The organism is Nocardioides alkalitolerans (assembly GCA_038184435.1).
GTDB classification, from domain to species: Bacteria; Actinomycetota; Actinomycetes; order Propionibacteriales; family Nocardioidaceae; genus Nocardioides; species Nocardioides alkalitolerans_A.
In genome coordinates this window covers 2,743,623-2,761,442 of the sequence record CP116227.1, presented here as the reverse complement: position 1 = coordinate 2,761,442, position 17,820 = coordinate 2,743,623, and the positions used below count along the sequence as shown (strand labels likewise).

The 17,820-nt window shown below is 73.6% G+C and carries 20 protein-coding genes; 8 read left to right on the top strand and 12 right to left on the bottom strand.

Translation table 11 applies throughout. The features are described from left to right. Positions 1–34: 34 nt before the first annotated feature. The 8 genes from PIR53_13155 to PIR53_13120 form a co-directional block, all read right to left on the bottom strand. A complete protein-coding gene (locus PIR53_13155) occupies positions 35–208 on the bottom strand; it encodes a CsbD family protein (protein WZH50966.1) in 174 nt (57 codons plus the stop codon). Between the two features lie 72 nt (positions 209–280). Continuing rightward, positions 281–865: a hypothetical protein gene (locus tag PIR53_13150; GenBank protein ID WZH50965.1), complete on the bottom strand. Its 585-nt coding sequence runs from the start codon at positions 863–865 to the stop codon at positions 281–283. Further along, positions 862–1,431 carry a DUF6286 domain-containing protein gene (locus PIR53_13145; protein ID WZH50964.1) on the bottom strand — a complete coding sequence of 190 codons (570 nt, stop codon included), beginning with the start codon at positions 1,429–1,431 and terminating at the stop codon, positions 862–864. Before PIR53_13145 ends, PIR53_13150 begins: the two co-directional genes overlap by 4 nt. Beyond that, positions 1,428–1,793 carry a hypothetical protein gene (locus PIR53_13140; GenBank protein ID WZH50963.1) on the bottom strand — a complete coding sequence of 122 codons (366 nt, stop codon included), beginning with the start codon at positions 1,791–1,793 and terminating at the stop codon, positions 1,428–1,430. The genes PIR53_13145 and PIR53_13140 overlap by 4 nt, the downstream gene beginning before the upstream one ends. After that, positions 1,786–1,962: a DUF2273 domain-containing protein gene (locus tag PIR53_13135; protein ID WZH50962.1), complete on the bottom strand. Its 177-nt coding sequence runs from the start codon at positions 1,960–1,962 to the stop codon at positions 1,786–1,788. Before PIR53_13135 ends, PIR53_13140 begins: the two co-directional genes overlap by 8 nt. Positions 1,963–1,998: 36 nt before the next feature. After that, positions 1,999–2,352, bottom strand: a complete 354-nt coding sequence (locus PIR53_13130; GenBank protein ID WZH50961.1) for a hypothetical protein — start codon at positions 2,350–2,352, stop codon at positions 1,999–2,001. A gap of 21 nt (positions 2,353–2,373) precedes the next feature. Continuing rightward, on the bottom strand, positions 2,374–2,688 hold the full coding sequence (locus PIR53_13125) for a hypothetical protein (protein WZH50960.1): 315 nt from the start codon (positions 2,686–2,688) through the stop codon (positions 2,374–2,376). Between the two features lie 7 nt (positions 2,689–2,695). After that, on the bottom strand, positions 2,696–3,157 hold the full coding sequence (locus PIR53_13120) for an Asp23/Gls24 family envelope stress response protein (protein WZH50959.1): 462 nt from the start codon (positions 3,155–3,157) through the stop codon (positions 2,696–2,698). Between the two features lie 163 nt (positions 3,158–3,320). Here PIR53_13120 and PIR53_13115 point away from each other — a divergent pair, with 163 nt between their 5' ends. Together PIR53_13115 and PIR53_13110 are read left to right on the top strand one after the other, a co-directional pair. Next, on the top strand, positions 3,321–3,890 hold the full coding sequence (locus tag PIR53_13115; protein WZH50958.1) for an RNA polymerase sigma factor: 570 nt from the start codon (positions 3,321–3,323) through the stop codon (positions 3,888–3,890). Further along, complete coding sequence (locus tag PIR53_13110) at positions 3,881–4,375, top strand: hypothetical protein (protein ID WZH50957.1); 495 nt, start codon at positions 3,881–3,883, stop codon at positions 4,373–4,375. Before PIR53_13115 ends, PIR53_13110 begins: the two co-directional genes overlap by 10 nt. A gap of 248 nt (positions 4,376–4,623) precedes the next feature. Here the strand turns inward: PIR53_13110 and PIR53_13105 are convergent, their stop codons facing one another. Then, complete coding sequence (locus PIR53_13105) at positions 4,624–4,863, bottom strand: DUF6458 family protein (GenBank protein WZH50956.1); 240 nt, start codon at positions 4,861–4,863, stop codon at positions 4,624–4,626. Between the two features lie 126 nt (positions 4,864–4,989). Between PIR53_13105 and PIR53_13100 the strand changes: the two genes are divergently transcribed. Further along, positions 4,990–6,195 carry an MFS transporter gene (locus PIR53_13100; protein WZH50955.1) on the top strand — a complete coding sequence of 402 codons (1,206 nt, stop codon included), beginning with the start codon at positions 4,990–4,992 and terminating at the stop codon, positions 6,193–6,195. Here PIR53_13100 and PIR53_13095 read toward each other — a convergent pair. After that, a complete protein-coding gene (locus PIR53_13095; protein ID WZH50954.1) occupies positions 6,155–7,696 on the bottom strand; it encodes an MFS transporter in 1,542 nt (513 codons plus the stop codon). The two genes, PIR53_13100 and PIR53_13095, sit on opposite strands and share 41 nt — an antisense overlap. Next, complete coding sequence (locus PIR53_13090) at positions 7,693–8,250, bottom strand: TetR/AcrR family transcriptional regulator (protein WZH50953.1); 558 nt, start codon at positions 8,248–8,250, stop codon at positions 7,693–7,695. The genes PIR53_13095 and PIR53_13090 overlap by 4 nt, the downstream gene beginning before the upstream one ends. Before the next feature lie 385 nt (positions 8,251–8,635). Between PIR53_13090 and PIR53_13085 the strand changes: the two genes are divergently transcribed. Together PIR53_13085 and PIR53_13080 are read left to right on the top strand one after the other, a co-directional pair. Then, positions 8,636–8,839 carry a cold-shock protein gene (locus PIR53_13085; protein ID WZH50952.1) on the top strand — a complete coding sequence of 68 codons (204 nt, stop codon included), beginning with the start codon at positions 8,636–8,638 and terminating at the stop codon, positions 8,837–8,839. Positions 8,840–9,058: 219 nt separating this feature from the next. After that, positions 9,059–10,570, top strand: coding sequence for a methyltransferase (locus PIR53_13080; protein WZH50951.1), 1,512 nt, complete (start codon positions 9,059–9,061; stop codon positions 10,568–10,570). Positions 10,571–10,600: 30 nt separating this feature from the next. Here the strand turns inward: PIR53_13080 and PIR53_13075 are convergent, their stop codons facing one another. Further along, positions 10,601–11,137, bottom strand: a complete 537-nt coding sequence (locus tag PIR53_13075) for a hypothetical protein (GenBank protein WZH50950.1) — start codon at positions 11,135–11,137, stop codon at positions 10,601–10,603. 517 nt (positions 11,138–11,654) lie between these two features. Here PIR53_13075 and topA point away from each other — a divergent pair. The 3 genes from topA (at position 11,655) to PIR53_13060 (ending at position 17,794) form a co-directional block, all read left to right on the top strand. Beyond that, positions 11,655–14,426, top strand: a complete 2,772-nt coding sequence (gene topA, locus PIR53_13070) for a type I DNA topoisomerase (GenBank protein WZH50949.1) — start codon at positions 11,655–11,657, stop codon at positions 14,424–14,426. Positions 14,427–14,519: 93 nt separating this feature from the next. Further along, entirely contained in the window at positions 14,520–16,094 is a 1,575-nt protein-coding gene (gene hutH / locus PIR53_13065; GenBank protein WZH50948.1) for a histidine ammonia-lyase, read from the top strand. Further along, positions 16,091–17,794: a urocanate hydratase gene (locus tag PIR53_13060; GenBank protein ID WZH50947.1), complete on the top strand. Its 1,704-nt coding sequence runs from the start codon at positions 16,091–16,093 to the stop codon at positions 17,792–17,794. Before hutH ends, PIR53_13060 begins: the two co-directional genes overlap by 4 nt. Positions 17,795–17,820: the final 26 nt, after the last annotated feature.

The following is a 17,820-nucleotide window of genomic DNA, read 5'->3' as shown; positions in this document are numbered from 1 at the left end:
GCCGCCCGACCCGCTCGTCGGGGAGATGCAGGGATCAGCCCTTGAAGGCGTCCTTGACGTTCTCGCCGGCCTTCTTGGCGGACGACTTGGTCTGGTCGGCCTTGCCCTCGGCCTTCAGCTCGTCGTTGCCGGTGACGTCACCGACGGCCTCCTTGGCCTTGCCCTTGAGGTCCTCGGCGGCGTTCTTGGCCTTGTCAGCGATACCCATGATGGTGCTCCTCTCAGGTGGTGCGTGGTGGTGGTCGTGCCGCGCGGTCGCGCGGACGTGTGCGGGGGTCCGTCAGCGGACCCGGACCCGGTCGTCGCCTCCGCCGAGACGGCGGCGTCGCGGGGACTCGAGGACGACGCGGAACAGCACGTCGTCGTCGGGGAAGGCGGCCGCCACCTCGCGGGTGCAGGTCGCTGTCGCGTGAGCGAGGGCGTCGGCGTCGGCGGCGGGGTCGACGTGGCCGTGGACCACGAGGAGCACGTGCCGGCCGCGCTGCTCGGTCGTGCCACGGACGTGGACGACGGGGGCCAGCTCGGCGAAGCGGTCGGCGACGGCCGAGGCGGCCGAGCGCAGGTCGACCTCGAGGCGGCCCGTGGGGTCGCTGGCGTCGAGACGCTCGCTGCCGGGGCCGGGGCGACGCAGGTGCGCCAGCAGCCAGGCGAGCGCGAGCAGCGCCAGCACGAGCGCGCCGGCGGCGAAGGCCCACGGCCACCAGCCGCTCTCGACGACGTCGACGGCGGCGCTGGTGCTCAGCGCGTCGGCGTAGGAACCGACGACGCCGTAGCGCCAGTCGAAGGCCAGCAGGGCGAGCGCGACGAGGGCCAGGCCGAGCACCAGGCAGACGGTGCGGTCGAGGAGGCGGAGACGGGAGGTCATCGCGGCAGCTCCTTCGTGACGACGTCGATGCGTGCGGTGGACAGGGAACCCACGGCCTGGCGGGCGGCGTTGCTCGCCGCCTCGCGGACGGGGCCGGCGTCGCGCTGGGTCGTGACGGCGATCCGGATGCGGCGGCGGGACACGCGCACCGTCTCGGCGGCGACCACGCCCGGGGCGCGGTCGGCGGCGTTGCGGGCCACCGCGGCAACGGCCGCGGGGGAGACCCAGAGGTCGAGGGCGGCACCGTCGACACGGGCCGCGCTCCGCACGTGGGAGGTGCGCGCCGGGGCGAAGGCCAGCAGGGCCAGCACCAGGCCGAGCACACCGAGCGCGGCGGCTCCGACGAGCACGGCGACGCTCGCCGTCAACCCGTCCAGCGCCTCCACGGCCGGGGTCAGCCAGCTGTCCTGGCCGGAGATCCAACCCTGGCGCGCCGCGAGATCGTGGCCGGCGACGACGGCCAGGGCCACCAGTGCCAGCGCGACCAGGACGGCCACGATGCTGGACGCGGGCAGCGAGCGCGGTGCCGCCTTCACAGGGGTCGGCAGGTTTCCTGTCGTGCTCATTCCACCCTCCTTCGCGGTTGGTCGGTGTCGCCGGGGGAGACGACGTGCACGGTCACGTCGACCGAGCTGATGTGGACACCGGAGTAGCGGGCCGCCAGGTCCCGGATGCGGTCACGCACCTCGACGGCGATCTGCGTGACGGCGCAGGGCCAGACGCAGGCCACGTCGGTGGTGACCCGGGCGCTCCGGCCGTGCATCTCGACGGTGGTGCGGCCCTGCCCGGTGAGCCGGGCCAGACCGGCACGGTGGGCCACGGTGCCCGGGGTCTCCAGGGCCGCCTGCTCCACGAGCGTGCGGATGGCCTTGGTGCGGACCTCGAGGGTGCCCCGGTCGGCGGCGTCGACGGTCGCGGCGTCAGTCACGACGTCCTCGCAGGATGGCGCCGAGGTCGAACTGCCCGTCGACGTGGCCGCCGATCAGGTAGCCGCCGCCGCCGAGGACGATGGCGAGGAGCAGGCCGAGGAAGCCGCCGGTGGTGACAGCGAGGGTCAGCAGCAGGCCGGCGACGAGGCCGAGGCTCGAGGTGGTCATGGTGGGATCTCCTGGGGGAATGGAAGGGACGGGTGGTCAGAGCCGCCCGTAGCGCCGGGCGCCGGGGACGGATCGCGGCAGTCGCTGCCGCACGAGGGCGATGACGGTGCGTCCGCGTCGCCGCAGGGGCCGCGTGGTGCGGGCCCACGTGCTCGGGACGACGGTGACCGCGGGCGGGCGGACCGAGGCGCGGTCCGCCCGCCCGGCCTCCGCGCGACCGGGACCGTCCGGCCCTGTGGCGCCGGAGCGCCGCGGGTCGAGCTCGGCCATGACGCGGGCGAACACCTCCGGATCGCCGCCCCGGTCGGGGTGGTGACGGAGGGCCGCCGCGCGCCGCAGCGAGCGCAGCCGGTCGGGATCCGGTCGGTCGGGGGAGGGAGGCGAGGTCACCACGAGGTCACCACAGGCCGCTCAGGCCGCCCCCGGGTCGACGACGTCACCGACGGTCACGTCGACGGGACCCGGGACGACCGAGCGGACCGCGGCACGCACGGCGTCGGTGGTGGCCGCCAGGGGCGCCGGCCACCGCAGCACCACGTGGACCTCGCACCGCTCGTCGGCGACCCGGACCCCGGCGACACGGCGGCCGGGGAGGTAGGTCGCGATCTCCCCGAACGCGCCCGGGTGCAGGGCGTGGACGCCCGGCACCGCGAGCACGGCCGCGGCGACCTGGTCGGCGACGTCGACCTCGGGCTCTCCCGCGGTCTCCGGCGGTTCGTGGGTCACGCCGCGCTCACTCGACGCGCGGGGCGCTGGGCTCGGAGTCCTCGTCCGCACCCTCGATGTAGACGTCGTGCACCGTGATGTTGACCTCGGTGACCTCGAGGCCCGTCATGCGCTCGACGGACGCGATCACGTTGCGGCGGACCGCGGCGGCGAGGTCGGCGATCGCGACGCCGTACTCGGCGACGATGTCGATGTCCACGGCGGCCTGGCGCTCGCCCACCTCCACGGCGACACCCTGCGACAGGTTGGTGCGCGAGCCGGGGATGCGCTCGCGGAGGGCGCCGACGACGCGGGCGGCGCCGCCGCCGAGGTCGTGGACCCCGCTGATCTCGCGGGTCGCGATGCCGGCGATCTTCGAGACGACGGTGTCGGCGATCGACGTGCGGCCGTCCTCGGAGGCGAGGGTGCCGCTACCGCGCTGCTCGAGGGCGGTGGTGCTGGGGGCCTTGGGGGCCTGCTTCTCGGTCATGGTGAGTTCCTCTCGTTCAAGGTCGGACATGGGTTGGTCGCGTCGTACCGGTGGTTCGTCACGCCGGATTGGTGTGACCTGAGTCACCCCTATTGACAACTGCTGCGCGATGTGGAAACGGGTACCGGCAGTCCGCTTTGGGTGGTCCCGTCACGCTGCCTGGGTGAGCACACACGGCCCGCAAAGAGGCGGGGCTTCGGACGACGCGCTGCTCCGTGCTGCGCGCCTGGGGGACGAGGAGGCGTTCGGCGTGCTCGTCGACCGGCACGGCCCCGGGATGTACCGCTACGCCCTGCGCCTGGTGAGCGGCAGCGACGCCGACGCCAAGGAGGTCACGCAGGAGGCGCTGATCTCTGCGTGGAAGGGCCTCGACACCTTCGCCGGTCGCTCCAGCTTCCGCACGTGGCTGTTCCGCCTGGTGCACCGCCGGGCCGCCGACCTCAACCGGCACCGCCGTCCGACGCCCATCGACGACGACCTGCTCTCGGCCATGGCGCGGCCGTCCGAGGACAACCCGCTGCGCCACGTCGAGCGCGTCGAGCTGCTCCGGGCGTTGCAGGATGCGCTGGACGAACTACCGTGGCACCAGCGCGCCGCATGGCTGCTCCGGGAGATCGAGGGCATGTCGTACGACGAGATCGCGGCGGCGCTGGACACCACGGTCGGAGCGGTACGCGGTCATCTGCACCGCGGCCGTCGCACGCTGGCGGAGAGGATGGAGCGGTGGCGCTAGATCATCTCGGGCACGAGGACGCGCTCGGCCTCGCTGTCGACGCCGCGCGGCAGGAGGCGGCCGAGGGTCCCCCCGAGGGGTGGAGCGAGGTGGCGGCCACCGTGCGCGGGCGGCTGAGGTCCGTGCTCGACCCCGCGGTGCCGATCCTCGTCCACGACGCCCGGGGCCTCCTCGAGCACGACGACCAGGGATCACGCACCTGGGTCACCGACCGCGTCGTCAAGACCGCCCTGCGCCGGGCCCTGGACGACCCCGGCTTCGCGCCGTCGGCGCTGCGCCTGGTGGTGGAGGAGGGCCGGCTCCGCGGTGTCGAGCTGGACCTCGTGGCGGCGTACGGGGTGGAGCTGCGACCGCTGGCCGACGTCGCGCGCGCCGTCGTGCTGCGGGAGCTGCGGGAGCTGCTCGGGTCCGACCCCGCCTTCGGCGCCGCCGACGTCCTCATCACGTTCGTCGACGTCGTGCCGGGAGATCCGCGGGTCGTCTGAGGGTCCACGGAGACGCACGACGGGGCGGACGCTGGTCGCGTCCGCCCCGTCGGCGTTCCGTCGTGGCCCCGGCTGCCGTGCAGCCGGGGCCGGCGACGATCAGAGAAGGAAGATCAGCAGCAGGATCACGGCGATCACGAGCGCGGCGATGGCGATGGTGCGAGTGTTCATGGGGTTCCTCCTGATGGGGGTGATGAGGGGAATCGTGCTGGTGCTGCTGGTTCCTGCGGGTGGTGCTGGCGTACCGGTCAGATGTCGGTGCGGGTCTCGCGGACCTGCTGGACGCCGTTCGGGTCGGTGACGGTGGTGCGCGAGCGCGCCCGTCCGCCACGGTTGAGGGTGATCGCCGTCAGCAGCAGCACGACGACGCCGACCGCGGTCATGATCCAGCCGACCGTGACGAGGTCGACCTCGTTGATGTTGTCGCGCACTGCGAGGGCGAGCACCAGGCCGACGACGACCAGGAACCCTCCGAATCCGTATCCCATGACGCACCTTCTCTCGGGTGATGAAACAGGGACTTGACAGCCTGCCCGTTCCTCAGGCCGTTCTCAAGGACGGTGGTACCCAACCTGCCCGCGGCCAGCCCCTCGCCGACGCCTACCGTGGCCCCGGTGAGCTCAGAGCGCGTCGTCGGTCGGTGGCCCTGGGCCTTCCTCGTGGCGCTGGTGCTCCTGGCGCTCAACCTGCGGGCGCCGTTCGTCGGCGTCTCGGCCGTGACGGACGACCTCCGGTCGGGCCTCGACATCGGGAACGGCGCGGTCGGCCTGCTCACGAGCCTGCCGGTGCTGTGCTTCGCCCTGGCCGCGCCGGTCGCGCTCGCCGTCGTCCGCCGGTACGGCGCGGAGTCGGCCGTCCTCTGCTGCCTCGGCCTGGTGCTGGCGGGGTCCGTCGTGCGGTCGAGCGGGTCGTTCGCGGTGGCGGTGCTCGGCACGGTCGTCATCGGGCTCGGCATCACCATCGGCAACGTGGTGGTGCCGGTGCTGATCCGGAGCCGCGTGGCGCCGCAGCGGGTCGGCACGGTCACGGGCGTCTACACGGCCACGATGAACGTGGGCTCGATGATCGTGCTCGTCGGCAGCGGCCCGGTCGCCTCCGCGTCCGGGTGGCGGGCGGCGCTCCTCGCGCCGGCGGTGCTCTGCGTGGTCGCGGCGTTGGTCTGGTGGCGCGTGGTCGGTGCGTCGCGGCGCCAGGCGGCGGGCGCGCCGGACGGGGCGTCCGTGGCTCCTGCAGGTCCCGTCTGGCGGGACCCCGTCGCGGTGCTGCTCGTGGTGGGCTTCGCGGGCCAGGCGACGGCGTACTACTCCCTGACCGCCTGGCTGCCCTCCATCCTGGTCGACGAGGCGGGGGCGGGCAGCGCCGCCGGCGGACTGGCGTCCGTCTTCCAGATCGCCGCCGTCGTCGGCGCGCTCGGCACCCCGCTGCTCGCCCTGCGACTGCCGGAGCCCGTCGCCGTGGGCATCGTCGGGCTCCTCTGGATCGCGATGCCGATCCAGCTGCTCGTCGAGCCGTCGGCATACCTCCTCGGCAGCGTCCTGGGCGGCATCGCCCAGGGCGGCGGCTTCGCCACGATCTTCACGATCGTCGCCCGCCGGGCCCGCTCCGACCGGGAGAGCGCGGGGATGGCGACCCTCGTGCAGAGCGTCGGCTACGCGTTCGCCGCGGTCGGGCCCACGCTGCTGGGCGCGCTCCACGACGCGACCGGGTCGTGGACCGCGCCCCTGCTCGTCATCCTGGGCGCCACGGTCACCTTCCTGGTGACCGTGGTGACCGCCTCGATCAGTGCGCGGCGTCCGCGAGGTCGAGGTCGCGCGGCGTGAGCCGGTGCACGACGACCGCGGCGAGCAGGAGCAGCACGCCGCCGGCGAGGCCCGTCCAGGTGAGCGCCTCGGTGAACGCCGCCGACGCGTCCGCGGCGAGCGCGGCGCCTCCGACGCGCTCGGCGACCTCGAGCGCCCCCGCCAGGGACTCGCGGGCGACGTCGCCGCTCACGCTGTCGAGACCGTACGACGCGAGCGCGCCCTCACCGAGGCCGAACCGGTAGATCGCGCTGGCCATCGAGCCCAGCACGGCGATGCCGAGCACGGCCCCGATCTCGTAGCTGCTCTCCTCGATCGCCGCGGCGCTGCCGGCCTTGTCGGTCGGCGCGCCCGCCATGATCACCGCGGAGGCCACGGCGAGCGAGGCCATCCCGACGCCGACGAGGAGGAGGGCGACGGCGAGCGCCGGGTAGTGCAGCTCGCCCGGGGCGAGCCCGAGCACGAGGAACCCGGCGCCGGCCACCGCGAGCCCGCCGGCCAGCACGGTGCGCGCCCCGATGCGGGCGGCCACGGCCGGCGCGAACGGCGAGCCGATGAGCCCGCCGACCGCGAGCGGCAGCAGCGCGAGGCCGGCCTGCAGCGGCGAGAAGCCCTCGACGAGCTGCAGCCACTGCGCGCCGAGCAGCAGGAGCGCGGACATCGCGACGCTCGTGGTGAGGGCGGTCAGCACGCCGGCGCTGAAGGCGTGACCCCGGAACAGGCGCACCTCGAGCATGGGTTCCGGCGAGCGCAGGCAGCGCCGCACGAAGAGGGTGAGGGCGACGACGGCCACGGCGGCGGTGAGCCCGCCGGGGAGGTCCGGGCCGTGCTTGGCGAGGTGCTTGATCGCGAAGACGAGCCCGGCCATGCCGACGATGGAGAGCAGCACGCCCGAGAGGTCGATCCGCGGCGGTCGGGCGGACCGGCTCTCGGGCAGCAGGGCGAGCGCGGCCACGATCGCGACGGCCATGACGGGGACGTTGACGAGGAAGGCCGCGTGCCACGAGAAGTGCTCGAGCAGCACACCGCCCACCACGGGGCCCAGGGCACCGCCCAGCGCCGCCATGGCGCCCCAGACGCCGAGCGCGGTCGCCCGCTCACGCGGGTCGGAGAAGAGGGCGCGGATCATGGAGAGCGTCGACGGCATGATGAGGGCGCCGCCGATGCCCAGCAGCACGCGCACGCCGATGACGTGCGCCGGGGTCGTCGCGACGAGCGCACCGAGCGAGGCGACGGCGAACAGCGTGAACCCGGTGACGAGGGCACGCCGGCGACCGAACCGGTCCGCGAGCGCGCTCGCCGGCACGAGGAGGCCGGCGAGCACCAGCGCGTAGGCGTCCACGATCCACAGCAGCTCCACCGACGTGGGGCGGAGGTCGGCCGCCAGCGAGGGCAGGGCGACGTTGAGGATCGTCATGTCCATCACGACGACCAGCAGGCTCGCCGAGAGCACCGCCAGGCCCGCCCACCGGCGGGGGTCGCGGGTGGCCGGGGTGACAGGGGTCGGGATCGGGGTGGTCATGCGGATACTCCGTGGAGGAAGGTCGAGAGGACGAGGTCGGGGACGTCGCGACGGGCGACGTCGCCGTGGCGCAGGGCCTCGCGGCAGGCGACGAGCACGCCGTACGACGCGTGCGCGATCCAGCGCGGCGTGAGCCCGGAGCGCAGGACGCCGGCGTCGAGCGCGGCCGCCCAGAAGGCGACCTCGAGCTCGAAGAGCTCCTCGGTGCGGGCGCCGATCTCCGGCAGGGCGTAGAGGTACTCGTCGACGAGGGCGAAGGCGTAGTCGTCGGCACTGACCACCAGCTTCCGGAGCATCTCCTCGGCGCAGGCGCGCAGGCGGGCCGGGTCGCCCGAGGCCGTCACGGCGACCATCGAGGTCGACTCCTGCACCCCGGCCCAGTGCTCGAGCGAGCGCAGGCCGATCTCGCGCAGCAGGTCGTCGCGGCTCGCGAAGTGGCGGTGGAGCGTGGCGCGGCTGATGCCGGCGGCCTGGGCGATCTCGGTGGTCGACGCGGTGGGGCGGACGTTGAGGTGACGCAGAGCCGCCGTGACGATGTCGTCGCGGGAGTTCATGGGGATTCCTTCGAACGGGTGAGCGCGGTGAGACAACTATGTCTCATTTGAGACCGCTGTGCCAACCTCGGGATGACCTGGGGGTGCCGCCCCGGGCCGCGTGGCCTGCGTCGTTGCGTCGCCGTCACCGCCGCGTTGCAGAGACTTCACCGGTTTCCTGAGATTGGGGCTGTGGACGGGTGACACTCCTTGGGCAGGACTTGGTACGCTCACGCTCGCAACAGGTGCAAGGTTCCAGCAGGTACAGCCGGCGGAGTTTGTGATCCAACGGCGCTTTTTTCTCGTGGGAAGACCACTCACGTGAGTCGGAGCGACGTGTCACCGCATCTGGTGTGGGCCGTCGAAGTGACGGCTCTCGCCCCGACACAAGGAGAAGTGAGTCACCATGACTCTGGGCACCGTGAAGTGGTTCAACGCTGAGAAGGGCTTCGGCTTCATCGCGCAGGAGGACGGCGGCGACGACGTCTTCGTGCACTACTCGGCCATCCAGACGCAGGGCTACAAGTCCCTCGACGAGAACCAGAAGGTCGAGTTCGACGTCACGCAGGGCCCCAAGGGCCCGCAGGCGGAGAACGTCCGCCCCGTCTGATCGCGGCGGAGTGACCTTCGGGTCACCTCCTCAGGAAGGCCCCTCCCGCTCCGGCGGGAGGGGCCTTTCCTCGTTGTTGGGCCCGAGCCGGGGGCGGTCAGTTCCCCGGCTGACCGGGGAACCGACCGCTTTGACCATCAAATTTGATGGTCAAAGCGGCACTTTCCCCGGCTGACCGGGGAAAGTGTCGCCGCCCCGGCAACGCTAGGCTCGGCGTTCGTGACCGACTCGTCGACGCTGCCCCACCGTCTCCGCGACGCCCTGCTGGGGGCGGGGTTCACGTACGACGCCGTCGCCGACCTCCTCGGGACCACGGCGCACGCGGCGCTCGCGCGCAACCAGACCGCTCCCGGGCTCGCCCGCACGTCCGACGGCTCTCCGCTGGCGACGCTGACGCGCCTCTTCCTCCTGCAGACCGCCGTCACCCGCGGCGACGCCGAGGCCGCCCTGCCCGACCTCGTTGACCGGCTGGCGGTGGAGGGCTTCCTCGAGACCTCGGTCGGTGAGGTGCGGGCCCGCCTCGACTGTCGTCCCTACGCGGCGCCCGACGCCGCGGGCGACCACGACCTCTGGGTGGCCAGCGACCTCACGCCGGGGCTCGACGGGCTGCCCAACCGCGTGAGCGCCGACCACGTGCTGGGCATCAGCTCCGCCTCGACGTCCCTGGCGCAGCTCACCCTGCGCGACGACGTCGTCAGCGCGCTCGACCTGGGCACGGGCTGCGGCGTGCAGGCCCTGCACCTCGCCACCCACGCCGCGCGCGTGGTGGCGACGGACGTCAACGCGCGTGCGCTCCGCCTGGCCCGCTTCAACGCCGCGCTCAACGACCTCACCGGCATCGAGGTGCGCGACGGCTCCTACTTCGAGCCGGTGCGGGACGAGCAGTTCGACCTCATCGCCACCAACCCGCCGTTCGTCATCTCGCCCGGCACGGGCGAGCGCCTCGTCTACCGCGACTCGGGCCTGCCCGGCGACCGCGTCGTCGAGGACATCGTGCGCACCGCGCCCCGCCACCTCACGCCGGGCGGGTGGTGCCAGGTGCTCGCGAACTGGGTGATCACGACGGGCACCCCCTGGGACGAGCGGCTGGCCCGATGGCTCGGCCCGACCGACGAGGGCATCGTCAGCGACGCGTTCGTCGTGCAGCGCGAGGTGCTCGACCCCGCGGCGTACGTCGAGCTCTGGCTCGCCGACGAGGGCGCGACGGGCACGCCGGAGTACCTCCGGCGGTACGACACCTGGCTCTCGTGGTTTGCCGACCAGGGCATCGAGGGCGTCGGCTTCGGCTGGATCAACCTGCGCCGCCGTCCGGACGGCGCCGCGGGCGACGCCACGCTGCGCCTGGAGGAGTGGCCCTACGAGGTCGAGCAGCCCATCGCCGGTGCGATCGGCGCCTGGGGGGACGCGGTCGACGACCTTGCCGCCCTCGACGACGCGGCCCTCCTCGACGCCCGCCTGCGGGTGCGCTCGGACGTGCGGCAGGAATCGTTCGGTGAGCCCGGCGCGGCCGACCCGGAGGCGATCGTGCTCCGTCAGCAGCGAGGCTTCCGCCGGGGCCACGCGGCCGACACCGTGACGGCCGGCCTCGTCGGGGCGAGCGACGGGGACCTCACGGTGGGGCAGATCCTCGACGCCCTCGGGCAGCTCCTCGACGAGGACGCGGCCGAGCTGCGGCGCACCTACGTGCCGGTCGTCCGCGGCCTCGTGGCCGACGGCTTCCTCGAGGTCTGAGTCGCCGCACGTCCTCGCGGGTCCGGTCCCCTAGGCGGCGTCCGGCGCCGCGTCGGGCGTCGCATCGGCGGACGCCTGCTCGCGCCGTACGCGGTCGAGCTCGGCCAGCGCGCGGTCACGGCTGCGCACCAGCTGGCGCCGCACGCGGCGGGTGAGCACCTCCGGTCGCCCGGTGGCGAGCAGGCGCCCCCCGGTCCACGACGGCGGCGGTGAGGCCTCCGGCCACGCGACGCCCAGGGCGCCGCGGACGGCCTGGCCACCGCCCGTCAGCGGGGTCGCCAGCCCGAGCAGGTCCCGGACCGTGCTCTGCGTGACCCCACCGCCGAACAGGGCGTTGGCCCGGCCGACGAGCCAGCACACGCCTCCGGCCACCTGCAGCGCGGAGAGCGCTCCCGTCAGCAGGTCGGGCTCCTCGACGGCGAGCAGGTCCACGACCTGCTGCAGCGTCGCCGCGACGTCGTCGTCGAACACCTCCTCGGCCACCGCCCCGACCAGGTCGCGCACGACGGCGCGCCGCTCGGCGACGGCGGGCGCGAGGCCGGACGGCGGTTCCGGGGTCGACGGCACTGGCGCGCCCGTCGAGGGCCAGGAGGGCCTCGCGCCCGCCCACCACGGTGTCGAGCCACGCCAGGACCAGCTCGTGCGGGGGCGGAGGTGGGGCCGCCACGACCCCGACGGCCGGCGGGGCGGGCGGGCGGCGCTCGCGGTCGAGGGCGCGCGCGATCGGCTCCCACCGGGTGCCGGCGACGTCCGACGACCAGGCGTCGACGAGCCGGCCGTCGAGCAGCACGAGGTGCGTGACGCGCTCGCCCGGACGGACGTCGGCGAAGAGGTGGTCCCCGAAGGGCTCGCGGAAGGGGTCCTCAGGCCAGTGGTGGGACAAGGTGGCTCCCGTGGGTGTCGTCGGTCCGGGACTCTCCCGGGGGTCCCACGCTGCCCGCGACGCGGGGTGTTGTCGAACGTCTGTCCACAGGGCCCGTGGCTCCACCCGGTCCGGCCGTCGGTGGATCGCGCTACTGTGACCCGCCGTGGGGGCACGGGAGCCGGTCCCGTCCGTCACCGATCGAGCTGGGAGTTGGGAAGAGTGGCACACAAGCTGGTGATCGTTGAGTCGCCGACGAAGGCTCGGAAGATCGCGGGCTACCTGGGCAAGGACTTCGTGGTGGAGTCGTCGATCGGCCACATCCGCGACCTCCCCAACAACGCCGCCGACACCCCGGCCAAGATCAAGGACAAGCCGTGGGGCCGCCTCGCGGTGGACGTCGACAACGGCTTCCAGCCCTACTACGTGGTGCCGCGCGACAAGAAGGCCCACATCAGCAAGCTCAAGAGCCTGGTGAAGGACGCCGACGAGCTCTTCCTCGCCACCGACGGCGACCGCGAGGGTGAGGCCATCGCGTGGCACCTGCTCGACGAGCTGAAGCCGAAGAACATCCCCGTCAAGCGCATGGTGTTCCACGAGATCACCGAGCAGGCGATCCGTGAGGCCGCGGAGAACCCGCGTGAGCTGGCGATGGACCTCGTCGAGGCGCAGGAGACGCGGCGCATCCTCGACCGTCTCTACGGCTACGAGGTCTCGCCCGTGCTGTGGCGCAAGGTGATGAGCGGCCTTTCCGCGGGCCGCGTGCAGTCGGTCGCCACCCGCCTGGTGGTCGACCGCGAGTCCGAGCGCATGCGCTTCCGCGTGGCGTCGTACTGGGACCTCGAGGGCACCTTCGACGCCGGCTCGAAGCACGAGCAGCGCATGTTCCCGGCCAAGGTGCACTCCGTCGACGGGGCGCGCGTCGCGCGCGGCTCCGACTTCGGCCCCGACGGCCAGCTGAAGCAGGCGGCGGCCGGCAAGGTCGTCCACCTCGACCGGGCCCGGGCCGAGGCGCTCGTGAGCGCGCTCGGGGAGACGACGTTCGACGTGCGCTCGGTGGAGTCGAAGCCCTACAAGCGCTCGCCCTACGCACCGTTCCGCACGACGACGCTCCAGCAGGAGGCGTCGCGCAAGCTCGGCATGAGCGCGAGCGTCACGATGTCGGTGGCGCAGCGGCTCTACGAGAACGGCTTCATCACCTACATGCGCACCGACTCGACCACGCTGTCGGACAGCGCGGTGCAGGCCGCGCGCGCCCAGGTGCGGGAGCTGTACGGCGCGGAGTACGTGCCCGACGCCCCCCGCGTCTACGCGAGCAAGGTCAAGAACGCGCAGGAGGCGCACGAGGCGATCCGCCCAGCGGGCGAGTCGTTCCGCACCCCGGCGCAGACGGGTCTCACCGGTGAGCAGTTCCGGCTCTACGAGCTCATCTGGATGCGCACCGTCGCCTCCCAGATGCGGGACGCCGTCGGCCAGACCGTGTCGATCCGCGTCGGCGGCGCGGCCGCGACGGGCGAGGACGTCGTCTTCGGCGCCTCCGGTCGCGTCATCACGTTCCACGGCTTCCTCAAGGCGTACGTCGAGGGCACCGACCACGGCGCCGCGTCGGACGACGCGGAGACGCGCCTGCCCCAGCTGGCGGAGGGTGACGCGGTCTCCGCGGCCAGCCTCGCGGCGGCGGGTCACGAGACGAAGCCCCCGGCCCGCTACACCGAGGCCACGCTCATCAAGGAGCTGGAGGACCGGGAGATCGGTCGCCCGTCGACGTACGCGTCGATCATCGGCACCATCCTCAACCGGGGCTACGTCTACAAGAAGGGCACGGCGCTGGTGCCGGCCTGGCTGGCGTTCTCCGTCGTGCGGCTGCTGACCGAGCACTTCCCGCGCCAGATCGACTACGAGTTCACGGCCCAGATGGAGGACGTGCTCGACGAGATCGCGGCGGGTCGCTCCGACCGCAACACCGAGCTGGCGGAGTTCTACTTCGGGGCCGGCGACGTGGACGGCCTCAAGACGCTGGTCAACGAGCTGGGCGACATCGACGCGAAGGAGCTCGCGACGTTCCCGGTGCCGTTCGGTGGCACGGACGACGGCGAGGACTCGGGCATCCAGCTGCGGGTGGGCAAGTACGGGCCGTACCTCGAGGGTCCGGGCGACGACGGCACGCCGCTGGCGAAGCGCGCCAACGTGCCCGACGACCTGCCCCCCGACGAGCTGACGCTGGAGAAGGCGCAGGAGCTGCTGGCCAACCCCGCGGGCGAGGAGCGGGAGCTGGGCCGTCACCCGGAGACGGGCCTGGTCGTCGTCGCGAAGAACGGTCGCTACGGGCCGTTCGTCACGGAGCTGCTGCCCGAGGACGCGCCGAAGAGCGCCAAGCCGCGCACCGGTTCGCTGCTCAGCTCGATGGCGCTCGACACGATCGGCCTCGACGACGCGGTCAAGCTGCTCAGCCTGCCGCGGGTGGTCGGCACCGACGCGGAGGGCGTCGAGATCACCGCGCAGAACGGCCGGTACGGGCCCTACCTCAAGAAGGGCACCGACTCGCGGTCCCTGACGAGCGAGGACCAGATCTTCGACATCACGCTCGACGAGGCGCTGGCGATCTATGCCCAGCCGAAGCAGCGGGGCCGTGCCGCCGCCGCGCCGCCGCTCAAGGAGCTGGGCAACGACCCGGTCTCCGGGCAGCCCATCGTGGTCAAGGCGGGGCGCTTCGGGGAGTACGTGACGGACGGCGAGTACAACGCCACCCTCCGCAAGGACGACTCCGTCGAGGCCGTCACCCTCGAGCGCGCGGCCGAGCTCCTCGCGGAGCGTCGTGCCAAGGGCCCCGCGAAGAAGGCGGCCAAGAAGGGCGCGAAGAAGGCACCCGCGAAGAAGGCCACGGCCAAGAAGGCCACGGCCAAGAAGGCCACGGCGAAGAAGGCGACGGCGAAGAAGACGGCGGCCAAGAAGACCGCCGCGACGACGAAGAAGGCCGCGGCCGAGAAGTCCTGACGCAGGCCCCACCGACGGCCCCTGTCTCGCATCCGAGACAGGGGCCGCCGGCGTCCTCTGGTGGCGCGGTCGCCGCCGCCGTTCGATGGACCCATGAGCTTCCCGCAGGTCGTCGTCGGCACCGGACCCCTGAGCCCCGAGGAGGTCGTCGCGGTCGCGCGCCACGGCGCCGGGGTGCGGCTGGGCGACGACGCGCTCGCCGCGATCGACCGGGCCCGCGGCGTCGTCGAGGGCCTGGCGGCGGCGCCCACGCCGTCGTACGGCGTGTCCACCGGCTTCGGTGCCCTCGCCACGCGCCACATCCCGGCGAGCCGTCGCCGTGACCTGCAGCGCTCGCTGGTGCGCTCCCACGCGGCCGGGACCGGTCCGGAGGTCGAGCGGGAGGTGACGCGCGCGCTCATGCTGCTGCGGCTCTCGACGCTGGCGACCGGGCGCACCGGCGTACGCCGCGGGACCGCCGCCCTGCTGGCGGCGGTGCTGGACGCGGGGATCACGCCGGTGGTGCACGAGTTCGGGTCGCTGGGGTGCTCCGGCGACCTCACGCCCCTGTCGCACTGCGCGCTGGCGCTCATGGGCGAGGGCGACGTGCGGGACGCGGACGGCGTGCTGCGCCCGGCGGCCGACGCGCTCGCCGCGGCCGGCCTCGTGCCCGTCGAGCTGGCCGAGAAGGAGGGTCTCGCCCTCATCAACGGCACCGACGGGATGCTGGGGATGCTCGTCCTGGCGATCGCCGACCTGCGGATGCTCCTCGCGACGGCCGACGTCGCCGCGGCGATGAGCGTCGAGGCGCAGCTGGGCACCGACCGGGTGTTCGCCGCCGACCTGCAGGCGCTGCGCCCCCACCCGGGCCAGGGCGCCTCGGCGGCCAACCTGCGCCGGCTGCTGGCGGACTCGCCGGTGGTGGCGTCCCACCGCGGGCCCGACTGCAACCGCGTGCAGGACGCCTACTCCCTGCGCTGCTCGCCCCAGGTCCACGGCGCGGCGCGCGACACGGTGGACCACGCGGCGCTCGTGGCGGGCCGGGAGCTGGCGTCGGCCATCGACAACCCGGTGGTCCTCGTCGACCCGGACGACCCCGCCGGCGGCCGCGTCGAGTCCAACGGCAACTTCCACGGGGCGCCGGTCGCCTACGTGCTGGACTTCCTCGCGATCGCGGCCGCGGACGTCGCGGGGATCAGCGAGCGCCGTACGGACCGGTTCCTCGACCGGGCCCGCAACCACGGGCTGCCCCCGTTCCTCGCCCACGACCCGGGGGTGGACTCGGGGCTGATGATCGCGCAGTACACGCAGGCGGCCCTCGTCTCCGAGCTCAAGCGGCTCGCGGTGCCGGCCTCCGTCGACTCGATCCCGTCCTCGGCGATGCAGGAGGACCACGTGTCGATGGGCTGGTCGGCCGCCCGGAAGCTGCGGCGCGTGGTCGACGCGCTGGCCCGGGTCGTGGCCGTCGAGGCGATGACCGGTGCCCGCGCGCTCGACCTGCGGACCGCCGAGCTGGGCGTCGGCCCCGCCCGCGGCACGGGCGCGGCCGTCGCCGCCCTGCGCGCGGCCGGTGTCGCCGGCGCGGGCCCCGACCGTCACCTCGCCCCCGAGATCGAGGCGGCCGTCGGGCTCGTCGCCTCGGGTGCGCTCCTCACCGCCGTCCAGCAGGAGATCGGAGAACTGGCATGAGCACGACCACGTCCCGTCCGGCGCACGGGGCTCGCCCCGTCCGCGCACCGCGCGGCTCCACGCTCACGGCGCGCTCGTGGCAGACCGAGGCGCCGCTGCGGATGCTGATGAACAACCTCGACCCGGAGAACGCCGAGCGACCCGACGACCTCGTCGTCTACGGCGGCACGGGACGGGCGGCGCGGTCGTGGGAGGCGTACGACGCGATCGTCGCCTGCCTCACCGACCTCGCCGACGACGAGACGTTGCTCGTGCAGTCCGGCAAGCCGGTGGCGGTCATGCGCACCCACACGTGGTCGCCGCGGGTGCTCATCGTCAACTCCAACCTCGTGGGCGACTGGGCCAACTGGGAGGAGTTCCGGCGCCTGGAGGACCTGGGGCTCACCATGTACGGCCAGATGACCGCCGGGTCGTGGATCTACATCGGCACCCAGGGCATCCTCCAGGGCACCCACCTGACCTTCGCCGCGGTCGCGGACCGGCGGTTCGGCGGCACGCTCGCCGGAACGCTCACGGTGACCGCCGGCCTCGGCGGGATGGGCGGGGCGCAGCCGCTCGCGGTCACGATGAACGACGGCGTCGTCATCTGCCTCGAGGTCGACGAGGCGCGCATCGCCCGGCGCATCGAGCACCGCTACCTCGACGTCCGCGCCGACGACCTCGACCACGCGCTGGCCCTGGCGACGGCGGCGCGCGACGAGCGTCGACCGCTGTCGATCGGGCTCCTCGGCAACGCCGCCGAGGTGCTGCCGGAGATCGTGCGCCGCGGCGTGGACGTCGACGTGGTGACCGACCAGACCTCGGCGCACGACCCGCTGGCCTACCTGCCGGCAGGCGTGCCGTTCGGCGAGTGGGAGCAGCGCCGCACCTCCGACCCGGAGGGTTTCGTCGCGCAGGCGCGGGCCTCGATGGCGGAGCACGTGCGTGCCATGGTGGCGCTGCAGGAGGCGGGCGCCGAGGTCTTCGACTACGGCAACTCCATCCGTGACGAGGCCCGCAAGGGCGGCTTCGAGCGGGCGTTCGCGTTCCCGGGGTTCGTGCCGGCCTACATCCGGCCCCTGTTCTGCGAGGGCATGGGCCCCTTCCGGTGGGCGGCGCTGTCGGGCGACCCGGCGGACATCGCGGCGACCGACCGCGCGATCCTCGAGCTCTTCCCGCGTCACGAGAAGCCGGAGTACGAGCGCCTCCACCGCTGGATCGAGATGGCCGGCGAGCGCGTCCACTTCCAGGGGCTGCCCGCCCGGATCTGCTGGCTGGGGTACGGCGAGCGCGCCCGCGCCGGACGCCGCTTCAACGAGATGGTCGCCTCGGGCGAGCTGTCCGCCCCCGTCGTGATCGGTCGCGACCACCTCGACTGCGGCTCGGTCGCCTCGCCCTACCGCGAGACCGAGGGCATGCTCGACGGCTCCGACGCGATCGCCGACTGGGCGCTGCTCAACGCGCTCGTCAACACGGCCTCGGGCGCCACCTGGGTGTCGATCCACCACGGCGGCGGGGTCGGCATCGGCCGGTCGATCCACGCCGGCCAGGTGATCGTGGCCGACGGCACCGAGCTGGCCGCCGAGAAGATCGAGCGCGTGCTCACGAACGACCCCGGCATGGGCGTCGTGCGCCACGTCGACGCGGGCTACTCCCGCGCCGCCGACGTCGCGGCCGAGCGCGGCGTGCGGGTGCCGATGGAGCCGGTACGGCGCGACTGAGGCGTCGGCCGGGACTGTCCCGGGAC

Bases quoted from the DNA above. Each gene is read 5' to 3' on its own strand.
- PIR53_13145 (WZH50964.1), bottom strand. From the start codon at position 1,431: ATGAGCACGACAGGAAACCTGCCGACCCCTGTGAAGGCGGCACCGCGC.
- PIR53_13090 (WZH50953.1), bottom strand. From the start codon at position 8,250: ATGAACTCCCGCGACGACATCGTCACGGCGGCTCTGCGTCACCTCAAC.
- PIR53_13085 (WZH50952.1), top strand. From the start codon at position 8,636: ATGACTCTGGGCACCGTGAAGTGGTTCAACGCTGAGAAGGGCTTCGGC.
- PIR53_13095 (WZH50954.1), bottom strand. From the start codon at position 7,696: ATGACCACCCCGATCCCGACCCCTGTCACCCCGGCCACCCGCGACCCC.
- PIR53_13060 (WZH50947.1), top strand. From the start codon at position 16,091: ATGAGCACGACCACGTCCCGTCCGGCGCACGGGGCTCGCCCCGTCCGC.
- PIR53_13120 (WZH50959.1), bottom strand. From the start codon at position 3,157: ATGACCGAGAAGCAGGCCCCCAAGGCCCCCAGCACCACCGCCCTCGAG.
- hutH (WZH50948.1), top strand. From the start codon at position 14,520: ATGAGCTTCCCGCAGGTCGTCGTCGGCACCGGACCCCTGAGCCCCGAG.
- PIR53_13150 (WZH50965.1), bottom strand. From the start codon at position 865: ATGACCTCCCGTCTCCGCCTCCTCGACCGCACCGTCTGCCTGGTGCTC.
- PIR53_13105 (WZH50956.1), bottom strand. From the start codon at position 4,863: ATGGGATACGGATTCGGAGGGTTCCTGGTCGTCGTCGGCCTGGTGCTC.
- PIR53_13155 (WZH50966.1), bottom strand. From the start codon at position 208: ATGGGTATCGCTGACAAGGCCAAGAACGCCGCCGAGGACCTCAAGGGC.
- PIR53_13135 (WZH50962.1), bottom strand. From the start codon at position 1,962: ATGACCACCTCGAGCCTCGGCCTCGTCGCCGGCCTGCTGCTGACCCTC.